This window comes from Actinocorallia longicatena, assembly GCF_039534125.1.
In the GTDB taxonomy this organism is placed as follows: Bacteria; Actinomycetota; Actinomycetes; order Streptosporangiales; family Streptosporangiaceae; genus Actinocorallia; species Actinocorallia longicatena.
This window is the reverse complement of record NZ_BAAAUV010000018.1, coordinates 106,319-121,765: the sequence shown is the minus strand read 5'-3', so window position 1 is coordinate 121,765 and position 15,447 is coordinate 106,319. Positions and strand designations below refer to the sequence as shown.

Genomic DNA, 15,447 nt, shown 5'->3' with positions numbered 1-15,447 from the left:
AGGAGATCCATGTCGTTCACCCTCTCCCGGCGTCTCGCCAGGCGGTTCGGCGCGCTGCTGACCGCGCTCGCCTGCGTCCCGATGATGATCCTCGGTGTGGCCGGCCCGGCCGCCGCAGCAGAGGGCTCCGAGATCATCCTGACCCTCCCCGGCGAGAAGAAGATCGAGGACAAGCTCGTCTACCTGATCGACGGCGCCGTGAACAACTCCTGGATCAAGATCGCCAACTACGACCTCCGCGAGTGGTCGATCTCGAACCGCATCTCCGACGCCCTGCAGACGGCCGTCGACCGGGGGGTGAAGATCCAGTACCTCGGCGACGCCTCGCAGTCGTCGACCACGGCGTACACCGATTTGAAGACGAAGGTCGACAACGACGCCCATGCCGACACCTGGGCCCGCACCTGCGAGAACTACGCGTGCAACCACACCGCGAGCTGGACCGACATGCACAACAAGTTCTACCTGTTCGGGTACACCCGCGGCACACAGGACGTGCTCGTCCAGACCAGCGCCAACATCACCTGGAACGCGGGCGGCTACGACTCGGCCAACGACGCCGTCGTGCTCACCGGCGCCGACAGCGCGGGCCTGTGGGCGGGCTACTGGAGCTACTTCGCCCAGCTCGCGAGCAACGCCAACGACACCGACTACTACAAAATCATCAAAGATGTCGCGGGCCACGCCCACTTCCATCCGCGCGCCTCGGGCGACCACCGCACGAGCGTGATCGACAAGGTCGACTGTGTGGCGGGCAAGAGCATCCGGATCACGGTGCAGCGCATCGACGACGCCGACGTCATCACCCAGCTCCGCAAGGCCCAGAAGGAGGGCTGCACCGTCGAGGTCATCACCAACGGCTACAACGCCGACGAGCAGGGCGGCGTCGACGCCCTGCGCGCGGCCGGCACCTCCACCCAGAGCCCCGTCTCGGTCCGCGACTTCAAGCGCGGAGCCAGCCGCTGTGTCCACTCCAAGTACATGATCATCGATGGCGCGATCAACGACACGATCGACGGCATCGGCTACGCCAGCGGCAAGTACATCTTCACCGGCAGCGCCAACTTCACCGTCGGCTCCCGCATGGGCTCCGACGAGACCGTCCTCCGCCTCATCAAGGTAGGCGACAAGACCGCAGGCGCCATCTACACCGACTACAAGGCCAACTGGGACGCCCTCAAGAACCTCTACGACGCCAACGTCGGCGGCAACCACCTCTGCTGACCACCCTCGCGAGATGATCGACGCGCTCGCGGCCTAGAAGGTCACACCAGCTCACCGATCTCGGCCGCGAGCAGGGCGCCCAGTTCCCAGCAGGCTTCCAGGGCCGATTTCGTGATCGGTCCTGTCACGGTGACCGGTGGACGGATGGGACGCCAGGACAGGCCCTTGGCGATGGACTCGACGGCTCGGACGGCGCCGGCCACGTCGTTGTTGCCGTGCACGTACAGGCCGTAGGGCAACTGCGGCTTGGCTTCCAGGCACGGGTAGTAGATCGTGTCGAAGAAGTGTTTCAGAGCGCCTGACATGTAGCCGATGTTCGCCGGGGTTCCCAGGAGGATGGCGTCGGCTTCCAGGACGTCCGGGGCCGATGCCGAGAGGGCCGGGCGGGTGATCGTCTCCACTCCCGTGACGTCCTCGGTCGATCCGCCGGAGCGGGCCGCCTCCAGGAGCTCCTGCAACGCGGGTGAGGTCGTGTGGTGGACGATCAGGAGGCGGGTCATGTGAGCTGGTGTTCCGCGTCGGTGAGGATCCGCTGGATGTGGAGACCGTGGGCGGCGTCGAGGGTGTGGGGGGTGCCGGCCCTGACGTTGGCGGCGAACTCGGTGACGATGGTGGTGAAGGTGTCGTCGGTGAGGTCGTCCCAGGTCAGGCGGGTGGAACCCTGATGGCCGTGGACCTCGATGTGGGCCGGTGGAAGGTCGCCGTGGCCGGCCATCGACAGGGAGGCCTCGCTGACGGCGCCGGTCTCGTGTTCGAGGAGGAGGCCCACCCACTTCAGGGGGTCGCCGTGGGCTCGGACGCCGGTGATGCGGCCGAGGGAGGCGTCGAGCATGTCGATGACGTGGGGGCCCAGGTCGAGGAGGGCGCCGCGCTCCAGGCGCCAGGGGGTGGCGAAGGGGCCGCCGTTCAGGACCGGGGAGACGAACTGGGCGTAACCGCCGAAAGGGTCCAGGGCGGGGAGGGACTTCAGGAAGGTCCTGGCCGCCTGGGAGTAACGCAGGGTGAAGACCATCTGGGAGACGACGCCGGCCTCCTCGATCGCCTCGGCCAGGCGGCGGGCGCCGTCGAGGTCCATCGCGAGGGGCTTCTCCAGCAGGACGGGCTTGCCCGCTCGCACCGCCTTCAGAGCGAGCTCCGCCTGGACGTCCGGGGGGACGCTGAACGCGACCGCGTCACAGTTGTCGAACAGGTCTTCGATTCGGGAGTAGGCCACTCCCCCGTGGCTTCCGGTGATCTCCCTCGCCGCCTCCTCGCGGCGGGCCCAGACTCCGGCCAGACGGGTCTCCGGGCCCTGCGCGAGGGAGGGGGCGTGGACGATGTCCGCCCAGTGCCCCGCCCCCACCAGACCCACCGAAATCGGTTCGCTCATGGGCCCATTCTCGCAGCCGGGATCATCGCACCGCGCGCAGCAGGGCGGCGATCTCCCCGAAGCCCCTGCTCTCGGCGTGGGCGAGGGGGGTGACGCCGTCCTTGTCGGCCAGGCCGACGTCGGCTCCGCCCTCGATCAGGATCTTCACGACCCTGATGTAGGGCTCGGAGCCGTCCCCGAGGATGACGGCCTCCAGCAGGCCCGTCCAGCCGAGATCGTTGACATGGTCCACCGCGATGCCCGTCCCGATGACCTCGCGGACGTAGTCCACGTGGCCGCGCTCGCAGGCCGGGATCAGGGCCGTCCCGCCGAAGCGGTTGCGGATCGTCAGGTCCGGCTTGGCGGGCATCAGGACGCGGAGCATCGCCACGCTGCCCGTGACCCCGGTCACCAGGAAGGGGGTGTCGTGCCGGTCGTCGAGGGCGTCGGGGTCGGCGCCCGCCCTGACCAGCTCTCCGGCCGCCTCGACATGGTCACCGGTGACGGCCAGCAGGAGGGCCGTCCGGCGCTTCTCGTCGCGCTGCTCGATGTCGGCGCCGTCCCGGAGGGCGGCCCGGACCTCGGCGGCGTCGCCCTCGGCGGCCGCGCCCAGCAGATCCATGGTCTTCTCCTTCTTCTTCCCGGCGCATCCCGCGAGGGCCAGCATCATCGCCAGCGCCCCGCGGCGCGTCACCCTCATCGTTCCATCGCTCAGTTCAGGCCCTTCTCGATGGCCTTGAGGCCCTCCTGGGCGAGCTTGTCATCGATGTCGCCGGAGGGTGCTCCCGCGACGCCGATGCCCGCGATCGGGGTGTTCCCGGAAGCCACCGGGACGCCGCCGCCGAGGAACAGGGTGCCGGGGATGTCGCGCAGGGTCGCGCCCTGGCCGCCGACGCCGCCGGCGAGCTCCTTGGTCGTCTTGCCGAAGCTGACGGCGGTGAAGGCCTTGCGCTTGGCCGACTCCTCGGTCTGCGGCCCCGAGCCGTCGCCCCGGACGATGATCTTCACGGCGCCGGACCGGTCGACGATCGCGACGCTCACCCGCTGCTTCTCCTTGACGGCCGCCTTCTGCACGGCGTCCGCGACCTTGATCGCGGCATCGGCCGTCAGCGCGCTCCCCTGCTGGACGATCTTGGGGTCGACCGCGGCGGAGGCGGAGGTCGACATCATGGCCGCACCGCCCGCGGTGAGGGCGAGACCGGCGGCGGCGGTGGCGATGATCTTCTTCATGGTGGGTCTCCCGATCTTTCTCGGTCCGTCGCGAGGCCCGTTGACCTCGCACTCACCACTCTGGTCCGCCGCGGCGGCGCGGCCATCGTGGAGAAGGTCGATCGCCGGCGGGCGTCCGGTGGACCCCGGCATCAACCGATCGGTCGACCCCCGGCCTGGCCCTTTCGGCTACCGTGATCACGGGGGGTGTTCTCGTGATCACGTCGCGGACCGAGCGGCAGCTGCTCTGGGCCATGCACGCGGGCTTCTTCGCCCTCGTGCTCTCCTCCTGCCTGCGGCTGAGCGCGCGGCACGGCCTGACCGGCAAGGAGGGCCAGCTCGCCCTCGCCGGGCTGATGGCCGTGATCTACGCGGCGGGGGTGGTGTTCTGGGAGCGGCTGGGCCGCCGCCGCGACGCGTGGCTGATGGCCGTCCTGGCGTGCTGGCTGGTGCTGGTGGTGCTGGCCCCGAGCTTCGCCTGGTGCGCGATCCCGCTCGGCTTCGTGAGCATGCGCGTGCTTTCGCCGCGGCGGACGATCGCGGTCGTGGTGCTGCTGACCGCCACGGTGATCGCCGCGCGGTACCGGCTGGAGAGCCGGGACGGGTTCGATCCCAGCATGATCCTGGGGCCGCTGACCGTCGCCGGGATGACCACGATGATCTTCTTCGCGCTCCAGCGGCTGATCGACGAGCTGACCCGCACCCGCGACGAGCTGGCCACCGCCCAGCGGGCCGCCGGGGTGCTGGAGGAGCGCGAGCGGCTGGCCAGGGAGATCCACGACACGCTCGCCCAGGGCTTCACCAGCATGGGCATGCTGCTCCAGGCCGCCGGACGCGCCTGGGACGCCGATCCCGCCGCCGCCCGCGCCTATGTCGAGCAGGCCGAGGGGGTCGGGACGGCCGGCCTGGAGGAGGCCCGGCGGTTCGTGCGCGGCCTCGCCCCCCTCGATCTGGACTCCGGATCGCTGGCCGAGGGGCTGCGGAGCCTGGTGGCCCGTGACCCGGCCGGGATCGGCCTGCGCACCGAGGGCACGGAGTTCCCGCTGGATCCCGAGACCCAGGGCGCCCTGCTCAGGGTCGCCCAGGGGGCCCTGTCCAACGCTCGCGAGCACGCCGGAGCGAGCCGGATCATGGTCACCCTGTCCTTCCTCGACGACGCCGTCACCCTCGACATCGCCGACGACGGCCGCGGCTTCGCCGAGGTCGCGCCGGACGCCGGGCGGGGCTACGGGCTGCGGTCCATGCGCGACCGGCTCGAGGCCGTCGGCGGGACGCTGGTGGTGGAGAGCGCTCCGGGGCAGGGCACCGTGGTCGCCGCGACGGTCGGGAGGACCGGATGAACATACGCGTACTGATCGCCGACGACCATCTCGTCGTCCGGGCGGGGCTGCGGGCCCTGCTGTCCGGCGAGGGCGATCTCGAGGTGGTCGCGGAGGCGTCCGGCGGGGAGGAGGCCGTCCGGCAGGCGGGACTGCTGCGCCCCGACGTCGTGCTGATGGATCTGAGATTCGGGCCCGGCATCGACGGCGTCGAGGCGACGCGGAGGGTCCTGGCGCTGCCGGAACCGGCGCGCGTGCTGGTCCTCACCACCTACGACAGCGACGCCGACATCGCCCGCGCCGTCGAGGCGGGGGCGACCGGCTACCTGCTCAAGGCGGGCCCGCCGGACGAGCTGTTCCAGGGGATCCGCTCGGCGGCCCGGGGGGAGACCGCCCTGTCCCCGGCGGTCGCGACGAAACTGATGCGGCGCGTCCGGGACCCGGGGCCGTCACTGAGCCCCCGTGAGATCGAGATCCTGCAGCTGCTGGCGAGCGGCCTGTCGAACCGCGAGCTGGCCAAGCGGCTGTTCATCAGCGAGGCGACCGTGAAGACCCACCTCGTCCACATCTACGGCAAGCTCGGCGTCGACACCCGCACCGCCGCCGTGACGGTCGCCGCCGAGCGCCGCCTCATCAGGCTCGCCGAGTGAACGCGAAGGCCCCGCCGTCGAGCGGGGCCTTCTGCTGGAGCGGAATCAGACGGTCGTGACGACCTGGTCGTACTCCAGGCGCGGGTTGCGCGGGAACCAGGCGCCCTCACCCGGACGGCCGATGTTGATCACGGCCAGGACCCGGTGCTTGCCGTCGCCGAAGAACTCCTTGTTGATGCCCTCGGCGTCGTAACCGGCCATCGGGCCCGCGGCGAGGCCCGCCGCCCGGATGCCGATGATGAGGTAGCCGATCTGGAGGGAGGCGTTGAAGGAGCCGGTCGGGATGCGGGCGTCCTCCTCGGCGAACGCGTCCTTGGCGCCGGGGTAGTGCGGGAACTGGGTCGGCAGGTGCTCGTGGAAGTCGGTGTCCACCGCGACGATCGCCACGAGCGGAGCGGAGCCCGTCTTGGCCTTGTTGCCGTCGCCCATCTGGTTCACCAGGCGCTCGCGGGCCTCGTCGGAGCGGACGAGGACGATGCGCAGCGGCTGGGAGTTCATGGCGGTGGGGGCGTACTTGACGAGATCGTAGATCGCCTGAACCTGCTCGTCGGTCACCGGCTCGTCGGTGAAGGTGTTCGCGGTGCGCGCCTCGCGGAAGAGCAGGTCCTGCGTGGCGGCGTCGATGACGAGGGACATGGCTTGCCTCGGCTTTCCAGAGATAGGGGGGTCTCAGCATTTCCGAAAGGCACAACATCTCTGACGTGTCAAAGTCTTCCGCGTCAAGCAGTGAGGTACGTCACACGCCGCACGGGCGATAGATTGGGATCGGAAGATCACCACATCGCTCTCTGACAACGGGGGTTCCGCATGGCCACCACACGCACCGCGCACACCGTATGGGAAGGCGAGCTGATCAAGGGTAGCGGCGTCGTCACCCTCGATTCGTCCGGCATCGGCGAGTACCCGGTCTCCTGGGCCTCCCGGGCCGAGGAGGCCAACGGCAAGACCAGCCCCGAGGAGCTGATCGCCGCCGCCCTGTCCAGCTGCTTCTCCATGGCCCTGGCCCATGCCCTCGCGGGCGCGGGCACCCCGCCGGCGCGCCTGGAGACCAAGGCCGACGCCACCTTCCAGCCCGGCGAGGGCATCACCGGGATCCACGTCACCGTCCATGGCGACGTCCCCGGCCTGTCCGCGGAGGGCTTCGTCGAGGCGGCCGAGACCGCCAAGGCCAACTGCCCCGTCAGCAAGGCGCTGGCCGGAACCAAGATCACCCTGACGGCGACCTCCGCCTGACCTGATCACGTTCAGGGTCTGAAACAGACCCTGGGGGCGGCCGGGACCACCGGCCGCCCTTCGGCTTTTCAGGCGCGCGGAGCGGTCGAGGCCGTGGCGAGGAAGGACTCCAGTACCAGGGTGGCGGCTCCGAGCGCGACGGCGTCGGGGCCGAGGGCGCCGAGCGAGATCGTGGCGTCGTCGTACAGGGAGGCCATCGTGCGGCGGCGAGTCGCGGCCCGGATCTCCGTGAGCAGCGCGGTGCCCAGCAGGCGTCCCGCCCAGCAGGCCAGCAGGACCCGCTCGGGATTGAACAGGTTGATCAGGTTGGCCAGGCCGATGGCCAGCCAGTCGGCGGTCTCGGCCAGCACCTGGACGGCGGGCGCCGAGCCCGCGTCGGCGTCCGCGATCAGGGCCGCCAGCGCCGTCTCCTCGTCGACGCCCTGGTGGAGGGCGCCGGGGGCCAGCGAGGCGTAGCGTTCCAGGATCGCCCCCGCCCCGACATAGGCCTCGAGACAGCCGCGACGGCCGCAGCGGCAGCGGCGGCCGTCCCGCTCGACGATCGTGTGCCCCCACTCCCCCGCGCTGTTGGAGATGCCCCGGTAGAGGGTGCCGTCGTTGATGATCGCGACCCCGACCCCGGTGCCCAGCAGGGCGACGATCACATGGTCGGAGCCCTGGCCCGCGCCGAACTGGAGCTCGGCCAGGCCCAGGGTCTTGGCACCGTTGTCGATGTGCAGGGGAAGCGGGGTCCTCGCGCGCAGCAGCTCGCCGAGCGGGGCCCTGGCCCAGCCGTAGGTCGGGGCGTCGACCACGCCGCCCTCCGCCACCACTCCCGGGACGCCGATCCCGACGCCCAGGACGCGGGAGGAGTCGATCCCCGCATCGGTGATGAGGGTCCGCACGCCCCGCAGGATGTCCTCCGCGACCCGCTCGGGGTCGTGCTCCCCGCGCACGACGGCGTACTCGGCCTTCGCGATCCCGGTGAGGCGCAGGTCGAACAGCTCCAGGCGGATCCTGGTCTCGCCGACGTCGACGCCGATCAGATGGCCGTGCCCGGGATTGATCTCGATGAGGATCCGCGGCCGTCCGCCGTCGGACTCCAGGGCGCCCGCCTCGACCACGACGCCCTCCGCCAGCAGACCGGCGATCAGGGTGCTCACGGTGGCGGTGCTCAGCCCGGTGAGGTCGCTCATCTTCTGGCGGCTGGTCGGCCCGCGGTAGGCCAGGGCGCGCAACAGCGACTCCCGGTTGCCCCTGCGCAGGTCCCGGGTGGTGTTTCGGGTCGGCCGCCCCATCTGCCCGTTCTCCCAGAGCAAGTTTTCTGAGCCCTACTCAAAGTAGCAGAAGGGACGGGACCCGCGCCTTCCCCGCGGGCGCGGGCCCCGTCACCTCAGCCGCTGACCTGGGCCAGCAGGGACAGGGCGGCCGCCCGGTCACCGGTCAGGTCGGCGTGGGAGGCGTCGGCGATGAGCTTCGCCCAGTTCGCCGGCGCCCCGCCCGTGACGACCTTCGCCTGCGCCTTGTCCAGTGCCTTGGCGTAGGCGTCACCGCCACCGTGGACCTGGGTGCGCAGCCCCCAGCCGAACGGGTAGAGCGGCTGGTAGGAGGCGTCACCGACATTGATCGGCACCTGGGCCTCGGAGGCGGGCCAGGTCACCGAGAGCTGGCCGGAGAACGGCTGCTTGCCGAACAGGACGTCCGCGACGCCGCCGCCCTCCGTTCCCGGCAGCCAGGAGGCCACCAGAGCGTCGATCTTCGGCAGCAGAGCGGGCGGGACCACCTGCGTGCGGCCGGACACGACCAGGACGACGCACTTGGGCAGCGCCGAGCAGACCTTGTCGACCACGGCCTGGTCGCCGGGCTGGAGCGTCAGGGACTTCGACTCCTGCTGCGGGACCGTGCACCAGCCGCACTCGGGTCCGCCGACGTCGCCGTAGCCCTCGGCGTAGGGCGTCTCGCCGACGACGACCACGCCCACGTCGGAGCCCGTGGTCGGGGCGGAGGCGTCGGCGCTGAAGGTGACCTTCGCCTTCGGCGCGACCTCCTTGATCCCCTCGAGGACCGTGGTGCCGGGGATCACGTCGCCCGACTGGCCCTGCCAGGTGATGGTCCAGCCGCCCGCCTGGTTGCCGATGTCGTCGGCGTTGCGGCCCGCGACGTAGACCTTGGCGTTGGTCGCCAGCGGGAGCGCGGCGCCGTCGTTCTTCAGCAGCACCTGCGACCTGGCGACGGACTTGCGGGCGAGCTCGCGGTTCTCCGTGCTGCCGATCCTGCCGATGTCGTCGAGCGTCGCGTAGGGCTTCTCGAACAGGCCGAGCTGGAACTTCTTGGTCAGGATGCGGCGCACGGCGTCGTCGATCCGGGACACCTGGACGCGTCCCGCGTTCGCCTCGGCGAGCAGGAGTTGCTCGAACTGCGGCGCGGAGTTGGGCTCCATGAACATGTCGATGCCGGCGTTGACGCTGGTCGTCACCTTGTAGGCGGTCAGGCCCGTGTTGGCCGGTTCGGCCGGGTCGGGGATCTGGTGGATGCCCTCCCAGTCGGAGATGAGGAATCCGTCGTAGCCCTTGGTGCCCTTCAGCCATCCGGTCAGCAGCTCGGTGTGGGCGTGCATCTTGAGCGGGTCGCCGACGCCGTTCTCGGTCCAGTCGACGCTGGAGAACGACGGCATGACGCTGCCGACGCCGTAGGTGTCGATCGCGGTCACGTAGGGGGCGAGGGCGAGACGCTCGAAGTCGGCCCGGCTCGTCACCGTGACGCCCTGGTCGATCGGGTACTTCTTGTTGTACCAGGGCTGTCCCTGGTTGGCGGCGGCGATGGCGTCGTCGTACCGGGTGAACCCGTCGCCCGCGAAGTGCTTGGCGGTGGCGAGCACATGGTCGTCGTCGTCGAGGTCGCGGGGCTGGCGACCCTCGAGTCCGCGGATCATCGAGGCCATCCGGGAGGCCAGGGCGGGGTCCTCGCCGAACGACTCGTAGCTGCGGCCCCAGCGCTCGTCCCGGGTGACGCAGACGCACGGGGCGAAGTCCCAGGGGATGCCGGTGGCGCGAACCTCACCCGCGACGACCCTGCCGACCTTCTCCGACAGGGCGGCGTCGCGGCTGCTGCCGAGGCCGATGTTCTGCGGGAAGATCGTCGCCCCGAGGACGTTGCCGTGGCCGTGCACGGCGTCGATGCCGTAGATCAGCGGGATCTTCAACCGGGTCTTGAGCGCCTCGGCCTGGTAGCGGTTCACCATGGCCACCCAGGCGGCGGGGGTGTTCTCCGCCGGGGTCGAGCCGCCGCCCGACAGCACCGAACCGAGGTTCAGCGTGGCGATCTGGGCGGGATCCGCGTCGATGGCGGCCCGTTCGGCCTGGGTCATCTGGCCGATCTTCTCGACCAGGGTCATCCGCCCGAGCAGGTCGGCGACCCTGGCCGCCGTCGGCTCGGACGGATCCTGGTAGGGCAGGGGGGCGGCCGAGGCGGCCGGCGAGAGGGCCGGGACCAGCGCCGCGACCATGGCGGCCGCCGCGCCGACGGCGGCGAATCTCGTTCTTCGTGCGCCCATCAAGGGTCTCCTACTCCGTCAGGAAGAAGTCGACCCCAGTGAAGATCGAGTATTTACGAGAGTCAAGATAAGTCTCGGAAATATCCCCGTGACACGGTGGCCTCAGGTGGCCTGCGCCCGCGGGGACCCGCGTTATGCCCGGTGACGGCGCAGGGCGTGTTCGGGGCGGTGGGCGGTGGTGCCGCTGTCGATGACGATCGTCTGGCCGGTGATGCAGCGCGACTCGTCTGAGGCGAGGAAGGCGACGAGGTCCGCGACGTCCTCGGGGCGGGCGGCCCACGGCAGGACGCGTTCGGCGGCCTTCTCGGCCAGGCGTTCGGGCGTCATCACGCGGACGGCCACGTCGGTCAGCACGAGGCCGGGGGCGATGGCGTTGCAGCGGATCCCCCGCTCGCCGTAGAGCGTCGCGACGTACTTGGTGAAGGTGATCAGCGCGCCCTTCGCACTGCCGTAGGCGAAGTGGTCGGTGTCGCCGAGGAGCGCGCTCACCGACGTGGTGTTGATGATCGAGGCGCCCTCGCCCAGGTGCGGGGCGGCGTGCTTGCAGCCGAGCATGGCGCCGCGCAGGGAGACCGACAGAGTGCGGTCCCAGACCTCCAGGTCGAGGTTCTCCAGGTCGAGGTCGCGGCCATAGGTCTCGCGGCCGAGGGCGGCGGCGTTGTTGTGCAGGACGTCGAGCCGGCCGAACCGCTCGAGCGCGGTGGCGACCATCGCGCGGACGGCGTCCTCGTCGGAGACGTCCGTGACGGTCGCGACGGCCGCTCCCCCGTCCTTGACGATCAGATCGGCGGTGTTGCGGGGATGGAGGTCGGCCACGACGACGCTCGCCCCCTCCTTCGCCAGCCGGAGGGCGGCGGCCCTGCCGATGCCGCTGCCCGCGCCCGTGACGATCGCGACCTTGTTCTGGAGTCTCATCTTTCATCCCATTCGACCTGGAGGGTGGTGAGCCCCCTGCCCACAAGGGACTTCTTGAAGACGGGAGAGCTACCGGGCACGAGCCGCATCGAGGGCAGCCGGGTCGTGAACTGCTGGAAGGCGATCTCCATCTTGAGGCGGCTCAGCGCGGCGCCCACGCAGTGGTGGACGCCGTACCCGAACACCATGTGGTCGCGGGCGTTGGCGCGGCGGACGTCGAAGCGCTCGGGATCGGGGAAGACGGTCTCGTCGTGGGCGGCCGAGTCGGTGCTGAGCATCACCTCGACCCCGGCGGGGATCGTCACGCCGTGCAGGGTGACGGGGCGGGTGGGGATGCGGAAGCTGCCGAGGCTGGCCCCGTCGATCCGGAACGACTCCTCGATCATCCCGGGGATCAGGGACGGGTCGGCGCACAGCTCGTCCCAGACGTCGCGTTCGCGCATGAGCCGCAGGATCGTGTTGCCGATCTGGTTGGGGACGGTGTCGTTGCCGCCGAGCAGGAGCGCGCTGATGGTCTCCACGACCTCGCGGTGCGACAGCTCGTGCGGGATCATCGCGGCCATCAGCGAGGCGAAGTCCTCACGCGGCTCCGCGGTGCGGGCGGTGACGAGACGGTCCACGTACCCGAGGTAGCCGAGGAAGTCCTTGGCCAGCTCCAGCTGGCGTTCCGGCGGCTGCCGCGACAGGAACAGCTGGAACCAGGACGTCACCGAGTGCTTGACGTGCTCCTCGTCCTCCGGCGGCACCCCGATGAAGACCGCCGCGAGACGGGCCGAGGGCAGATGGCCGATCGTCGCGGCCAGGTCGGTGGTCCCCAGCGGGACCACCTCGTCCAGGACGGCGTCGACCTGGGCGCGGAAGTGGTCACCGAGCCGGGCGACCGCCCGCGGGGTGAACGCCCTGGAGATGGCCCCGCGCATCCTCGTGTGCTGCGGCGGGTCGACGTTGGCGGAGAAGTTGTCGAGGAAGGACTGGTGGTCGCCGAGCTCCCGCCGTACCTCCTCGGTGAGGGTGCGGGAGATCGTCAGCGACCCCCTGGAGGAGAAGACGGCATGGTCGCGGTAGGCCGCGCGCACGTCCTCGTACCTGGTCAGCACCCACATCCGCAGGTGCTCGCTCCAGAACACCGGACGGTCCCTGCGCAGCTCCGCCAGGAAGGGATAGGGGTTCTGGACATGCCAGTCGGCGGTGACGTCGAAGTCGCTGGCTCGCATCGGTGCTCCTAGTAGGGCGCTACGGGGGTGAGGACGCGGCGCGGGTTCCCCACGAACATCAGGTCGAGCTGCTCGCGGGTCACGCCCAGCTCCAGCAGGGCGGGGACGGCGTCGTTCGAGATGTGCCCGAGGTGGTAGTTCGGATGGCGCTCGCGGATGACGTCCCACTCGAAGCGGTCGTTGAAGCAGTAGGAGTCGTGGCCGAGGACCATCGAGGAGGCGTAGCCGAGACGGCACAGCTCGGCGACGGTCGCGACCCTGTCGGCGAAGGAGGTGAACTCGATGCCGAACCGGTCCATGCCGAGGTAGGAGCCGTTGTCTGCGAGCTCGCGCAGATAGGACAGGTCGGTGGAGTCGCCCGCGTGCCCGATGACGACCCGGCGCAGGTCCACGCCCTCCTCGCGCAGCAGCTTCTGCTGGTCGAGCCCGTTGCGGACCGACGACTCGCTGTGCGTGGTGATCGGGATCCCGGTCTCGCGGTGCGCCCGGGCGCAGGCCCGCATCACCCGCTCGACGCCCGGCACGATGCCCTGCTTGCCGGTCGCGCACTTCAGCATGCCCGCCTTGACGCCCGTCCGGCCGATGCCCTCGGTGATGTCGCGGACGAAGAACTCCGCCATCCGGTCGTCCCCGCCGAACAGGGTGCCGGGGCCGCGGTTGCCGAAGTACTGCGGCAGCTCGTCGTAGGTGTAGAGGCCCGTCGCGGCGACGATGTTCACCGCGGTCAGCTCGGCGACCCGCTGGACGGCCGGGACGTAGCGGCCGAGGCCGATGACCGTCAGGTCGACGATGGTGTCGATGCCGAGGGCCTTCACCGCGTCGAGCTTGGCGGCGGCGTCGCGCGCGCAGGTCTCCAGGTCCCAGCCCTCGGGGACGTCCGGCCAGTTCCAGAGGATCTCCGGGCTCAGCCCGAAGACGTGCTCGTGCATGAGCACGGCGCCCGGTTCCTCGACGGGGCCCCGCACGGTCTCGATCATGTGCCTACCTTGGGGAATTTGGGGTGGTCGAACGGCCGGTTCACCGTGAGGCCGAGACCGTCGGTCTGGCCGTAGGGCGCTCCGGTGTAGAGGGCGTCCGCGTCGAAGTAGGTGGCGGTGAACGACAGCCTGCGGGTGTCGCGGCGGTTCTCCCCCGACCCGTGGACGGTCAGCGCGTGGTGGACCGTCGCGTCACCCGCGGCCAGGTCCAGAGGGTCCGACAACGGCAGGTCCGTCAGCCACGGGTGCTGGCTCGGCTGGTCGTCCCCGTCCCGGACGAAGCTGCGGCCGAGCAGCCCGTGCCGGTGCGAGCCGGTGCGGAAGCGCAGCGACCCCATCGCGGCGGGGACGTCGGCCAGGGCCAGCCAGAAGGTCAGCATCGCCGAGCGGTCCATGGGCATCCACGGGAAGTCCTGGTGGAAGACGGTCGGGCCGTGGCCGCCGTCCGGCTCCTTGACCAGCAGGTTCGTCACCTGGACGCGCACCTCGGCGACCCCGTGCAGGAGCCGCGCGGCCGACCGGCCCAGGACGGGCGACAGCGCCAGCTCGCGGAAGAGCGGATCGGACTCGGCGATGTCCCGCGACTGGCCGAAGGCCCGGTCGACCGCCGACCGCCGCTCCCTCTCCCGTGAGTCCAGCCGCACGGTCGCGATCTCCCGCAGCCGGGCGGCGTCGCCGGCGGGGAGCAGCCCGGGCAGGTGGACCCACCCGTTCTCCTGGAAGAACGCGACCTCGTCCTCGGTGACGGAACGTACGGCGAGAGGCATTGCCCCAGTCTCGGACCACGGGCATGGTAAAGCAAGCGCTTGTTCCACCAGACTCGAGCAAGGAGGGGCCATGCCCCGCACGTTCAGATTCGGCGCCGTCCTGCGCATGGCCGGCAGCGGCAGGGAGTGGGCCGACAAGGCCCGGCGGCTGGAGGACGACGGTTTCAGCACCCTGCTGGTCCCCGACCACCTGGTCGGCCCCCGCTTCTCCCCCGTCGCCGCCATGACGGCCGCCGCATGCGCCACCACCACGCTCAAGGTCGGCACCCTGGTCTTCGCCAACGACTTCCGCCATCCGGCCGTCCTGGCCAAGGAGGCCGCGACGATCGACATCCTGTCCGGAGGACGGCTCGAACTCGGCCTGGGAACCGGCTGGATGGCCCACGACTACGAGCGGGCGGGCCTGATCCTCGATCCCCCCGGCGTCAGGATCGCCCGGCTCGCCGAGTCCCTCCGTGTGATGAAAGGGCTCTGGCGCGGCGGTCCCTTCACATTCCAAGGTGAGCATTACGCCATCAATGGTCTAGACCAAATGCCTATACCAATTTCGGAAGGCGGTCCCCGAATCATGCTGGGCGGCGGCGGACCGAAGATGCTGGCCTTGGCCGCGCGAGAGGCCGATATCGTCAACCTTACGATGCGCGTCCGTGCCGATGGGGCCGGTCCGGATCTCACAGACAGCGGTCGAGCGGCCTTTTTTAAGAAGATTGACATAATGCGTGAGGCCGCCGGAGAACGCTTCCCCGACATCGAACTCGGCACCTCCGTGCTGCAGATCGGGCTCGGCTCCGACCCCGCCCAATGGAGCGCCGCCAACCCGTCCGCGCAGGTGGGAACCCCTCAGGTCCTCGTGGGCTCCCTTGATGAGATCTGCGACACAGTGCGTGGATGGCGCGAAGAACTGGGAATCTCGTACTTCGTCCTGCACAACGAGGAAGACCTGCAGGCCTTCCGGCCGGTTGTCGCTCGTCTGGCAGAACTCTGAAGATTTTTCTGCGTGAGAGGATGTTTCCAGAAAGTAACGCATTGGTCTGTGCCAATTAGCCAAACCCTGTGGTT

General features: G+C 70.2%; 16 protein-coding genes. 5 read left to right on the top strand and 11 right to left on the bottom strand.

Annotated elements, in window-relative coordinates; genetic code table 11:
• Positions 1-9 precede the first annotated feature (9 nt).
• Entirely contained in the window at positions 10-1,224 is a 1,215-nt protein-coding gene (locus tag ABD785_RS29030) for a phospholipase D-like domain-containing protein (RefSeq protein ID WP_344834618.1), read from the top strand.
• A 41-nt stretch (positions 1,225-1,265) separates the two neighbouring features.
• Here the strand turns inward: ABD785_RS29030 and ABD785_RS29025 are convergent, their stop codons facing one another.
• From ABD785_RS29025 to ABD785_RS29010, 4 genes are read right to left on the bottom strand one after another with little or no spacing between them, the layout of a single operon-like run.
• Positions 1,266-1,724 carry a flavodoxin family protein gene (locus ABD785_RS29025; RefSeq protein ID WP_344834615.1) on the bottom strand — a complete coding sequence of 153 codons (459 nt, stop codon included), beginning with the start codon at positions 1,722-1,724 and terminating at the stop codon, positions 1,266-1,268.
• A complete protein-coding gene (locus ABD785_RS29020) occupies positions 1,721-2,593 on the bottom strand; it encodes a Gfo/Idh/MocA family protein (protein WP_344834612.1) in 873 nt (290 codons plus the stop codon). Before ABD785_RS29020 ends, ABD785_RS29025 begins: the two co-directional genes overlap by 4 nt.
• Before the next feature lie 22 nt (positions 2,594-2,615).
• Entirely contained in the window at positions 2,616-3,272 is a 657-nt protein-coding gene (locus ABD785_RS29015; protein ID WP_344834610.1) for an ankyrin repeat domain-containing protein, read from the bottom strand.
• A gap of 11 nt (positions 3,273-3,283) precedes the next feature.
• Complete coding sequence (locus ABD785_RS29010; RefSeq protein WP_344834608.1) at positions 3,284-3,802, bottom strand: GlcG/HbpS family heme-binding protein; 519 nt, start codon at positions 3,800-3,802, stop codon at positions 3,284-3,286.
• A gap of 194 nt (positions 3,803-3,996) precedes the next feature.
• Between ABD785_RS29010 and ABD785_RS29005 the strand changes: the two genes are divergently transcribed.
• Positions 3,997-5,121, top strand: coding sequence for a sensor histidine kinase (locus tag ABD785_RS29005; RefSeq protein ID WP_344834606.1), 1,125 nt, complete (start codon positions 3,997-3,999; stop codon positions 5,119-5,121).
• On the top strand, positions 5,118-5,750 hold the full coding sequence (locus ABD785_RS29000) for a response regulator (RefSeq protein ID WP_344834604.1): 633 nt from the start codon (positions 5,118-5,120) through the stop codon (positions 5,748-5,750). Before ABD785_RS29005 ends, ABD785_RS29000 begins: the two co-directional genes overlap by 4 nt.
• Before the next feature lie 45 nt (positions 5,751-5,795).
• On the opposite strand, the gene ABD785_RS28995 is transcribed toward ABD785_RS29000, so the two are convergent.
• Positions 5,796-6,386, bottom strand: coding sequence for a malonic semialdehyde reductase (locus ABD785_RS28995; protein WP_344834603.1), 591 nt, complete (start codon positions 6,384-6,386; stop codon positions 5,796-5,798).
• A 171-nt stretch (positions 6,387-6,557) separates the two neighbouring features.
• Between ABD785_RS28995 and ABD785_RS28990 the strand changes: the two genes are divergently transcribed.
• Positions 6,558-6,983 (top strand): OsmC family peroxiredoxin, encoded by a 426-nt coding sequence (locus tag ABD785_RS28990; protein ID WP_344834600.1) that lies wholly within the window; start codon positions 6,558-6,560, stop codon positions 6,981-6,983.
• A gap of 68 nt (positions 6,984-7,051) precedes the next feature.
• Here ABD785_RS28990 and ABD785_RS28985 read toward each other — a convergent pair whose 3' ends face one another.
• The 6 genes from ABD785_RS28985 to ABD785_RS28960 all read right to left on the bottom strand — a co-directional run bounded on the left by ABD785_RS28985 (position 7,052) and on the right by ABD785_RS28960 (position 14,388).
• A complete protein-coding gene (locus tag ABD785_RS28985) occupies positions 7,052-8,260 on the bottom strand; it encodes an ROK family protein (RefSeq protein ID WP_344834597.1) in 1,209 nt (402 codons plus the stop codon).
• 95 nt (positions 8,261-8,355) lie between these two features.
• A complete protein-coding gene (locus ABD785_RS28980; protein WP_344834595.1) occupies positions 8,356-10,515 on the bottom strand; it encodes a glycoside hydrolase family 3 protein in 2,160 nt (719 codons plus the stop codon).
• A 132-nt stretch (positions 10,516-10,647) separates the two neighbouring features.
• The gene (locus ABD785_RS28975; protein ID WP_344834593.1) at positions 10,648-11,430 is read right to left on the bottom strand and encodes an SDR family NAD(P)-dependent oxidoreductase; all 783 of its coding nucleotides are present in this window, start codon (positions 11,428-11,430) and stop codon (positions 10,648-10,650) included.
• Positions 11,427-12,644 carry a cytochrome P450 gene (locus tag ABD785_RS28970; protein WP_344834591.1) on the bottom strand — a complete coding sequence of 406 codons (1,218 nt, stop codon included), beginning with the start codon at positions 12,642-12,644 and terminating at the stop codon, positions 11,427-11,429. Before ABD785_RS28970 ends, ABD785_RS28975 begins: the two co-directional genes overlap by 4 nt.
• A gap of 8 nt (positions 12,645-12,652) precedes the next feature.
• Positions 12,653-13,621: a phosphotriesterase family protein gene (locus tag ABD785_RS28965; protein ID WP_344834588.1), complete on the bottom strand. Its 969-nt coding sequence runs from the start codon at positions 13,619-13,621 to the stop codon at positions 12,653-12,655.
• Positions 13,618-14,388 carry a phytanoyl-CoA dioxygenase family protein gene (locus ABD785_RS28960; RefSeq protein WP_344834586.1) on the bottom strand — a complete coding sequence of 257 codons (771 nt, stop codon included), beginning with the start codon at positions 14,386-14,388 and terminating at the stop codon, positions 13,618-13,620. The genes ABD785_RS28965 and ABD785_RS28960 overlap by 4 nt, the downstream gene beginning before the upstream one ends.
• 70 nt (positions 14,389-14,458) lie before the next feature.
• On the opposite strand from ABD785_RS28960, the gene ABD785_RS28955 reads away from it, so the two are divergent.
• Positions 14,459-15,373 (top strand): TIGR03621 family F420-dependent LLM class oxidoreductase, encoded by a 915-nt coding sequence (locus ABD785_RS28955; RefSeq protein WP_344834583.1) that lies wholly within the window; start codon positions 14,459-14,461, stop codon positions 15,371-15,373.
• The last annotated feature ends 74 nt before the right edge of the window (positions 15,374-15,447 follow it).

What these genes read in the sequence shown, in the direction of transcription:
- ABD785_RS29025 (WP_344834615.1), bottom strand. Translation starts at nt 1,724, where the DNA reads ATGACCCGCCTCCTGATCGTCCACCACACGACCTCACCCGCGTTGCAG.
- ABD785_RS28990 (WP_344834600.1), top strand. Translation starts at nt 6,558, where the DNA reads ATGGCCACCACACGCACCGCGCACACCGTATGGGAAGGCGAGCTGATC.
- ABD785_RS29020 (WP_344834612.1), bottom strand. Translation starts at nt 2,593, where the DNA reads ATGAGCGAACCGATTTCGGTGGGTCTGGTGGGGGCGGGGCACTGGGCG.
- ABD785_RS28995 (WP_344834603.1), bottom strand. Translation starts at nt 6,386, where the DNA reads ATGTCCCTCGTCATCGACGCCGCCACGCAGGACCTGCTCTTCCGCGAG.
- ABD785_RS28985 (WP_344834597.1), bottom strand. Translation starts at nt 8,260, where the DNA reads ATGGGGCGGCCGACCCGAAACACCACCCGGGACCTGCGCAGGGGCAAC.
- ABD785_RS28970 (WP_344834591.1), bottom strand. Translation starts at nt 12,644, where the DNA reads ATGCGAGCCAGCGACTTCGACGTCACCGCCGACTGGCATGTCCAGAAC.
- ABD785_RS29000 (WP_344834604.1), top strand. Translation starts at nt 5,118, where the DNA reads ATGAACATACGCGTACTGATCGCCGACGACCATCTCGTCGTCCGGGCG.
- ABD785_RS28980 (WP_344834595.1), bottom strand. Translation starts at nt 10,515, where the DNA reads ATGGGCGCACGAAGAACGAGATTCGCCGCCGTCGGCGCGGCGGCCGCC.
- ABD785_RS29010 (WP_344834608.1), bottom strand. Translation starts at nt 3,802, where the DNA reads ATGAAGAAGATCATCGCCACCGCCGCCGCCGGTCTCGCCCTCACCGCG.
- ABD785_RS29015 (WP_344834610.1), bottom strand. Translation starts at nt 3,272, where the DNA reads ATGAGGGTGACGCGCCGCGGGGCGCTGGCGATGATGCTGGCCCTCGCG.
- ABD785_RS28960 (WP_344834586.1), bottom strand. Translation starts at nt 14,388, where the DNA reads ATGCCTCTCGCCGTACGTTCCGTCACCGAGGACGAGGTCGCGTTCTTC.
- ABD785_RS28965 (WP_344834588.1), bottom strand. Translation starts at nt 13,621, where the DNA reads ATGATCGAGACCGTGCGGGGCCCCGTCGAGGAACCGGGCGCCGTGCTC.
- ABD785_RS28975 (WP_344834593.1), bottom strand. Translation starts at nt 11,430, where the DNA reads ATGAGACTCCAGAACAAGGTCGCGATCGTCACGGGCGCGGGCAGCGGC.
- ABD785_RS28955 (WP_344834583.1), top strand. Translation starts at nt 14,459, where the DNA reads ATGCCCCGCACGTTCAGATTCGGCGCCGTCCTGCGCATGGCCGGCAGC.
- ABD785_RS29030 (WP_344834618.1), top strand. Translation starts at nt 10, where the DNA reads ATGTCGTTCACCCTCTCCCGGCGTCTCGCCAGGCGGTTCGGCGCGCTG.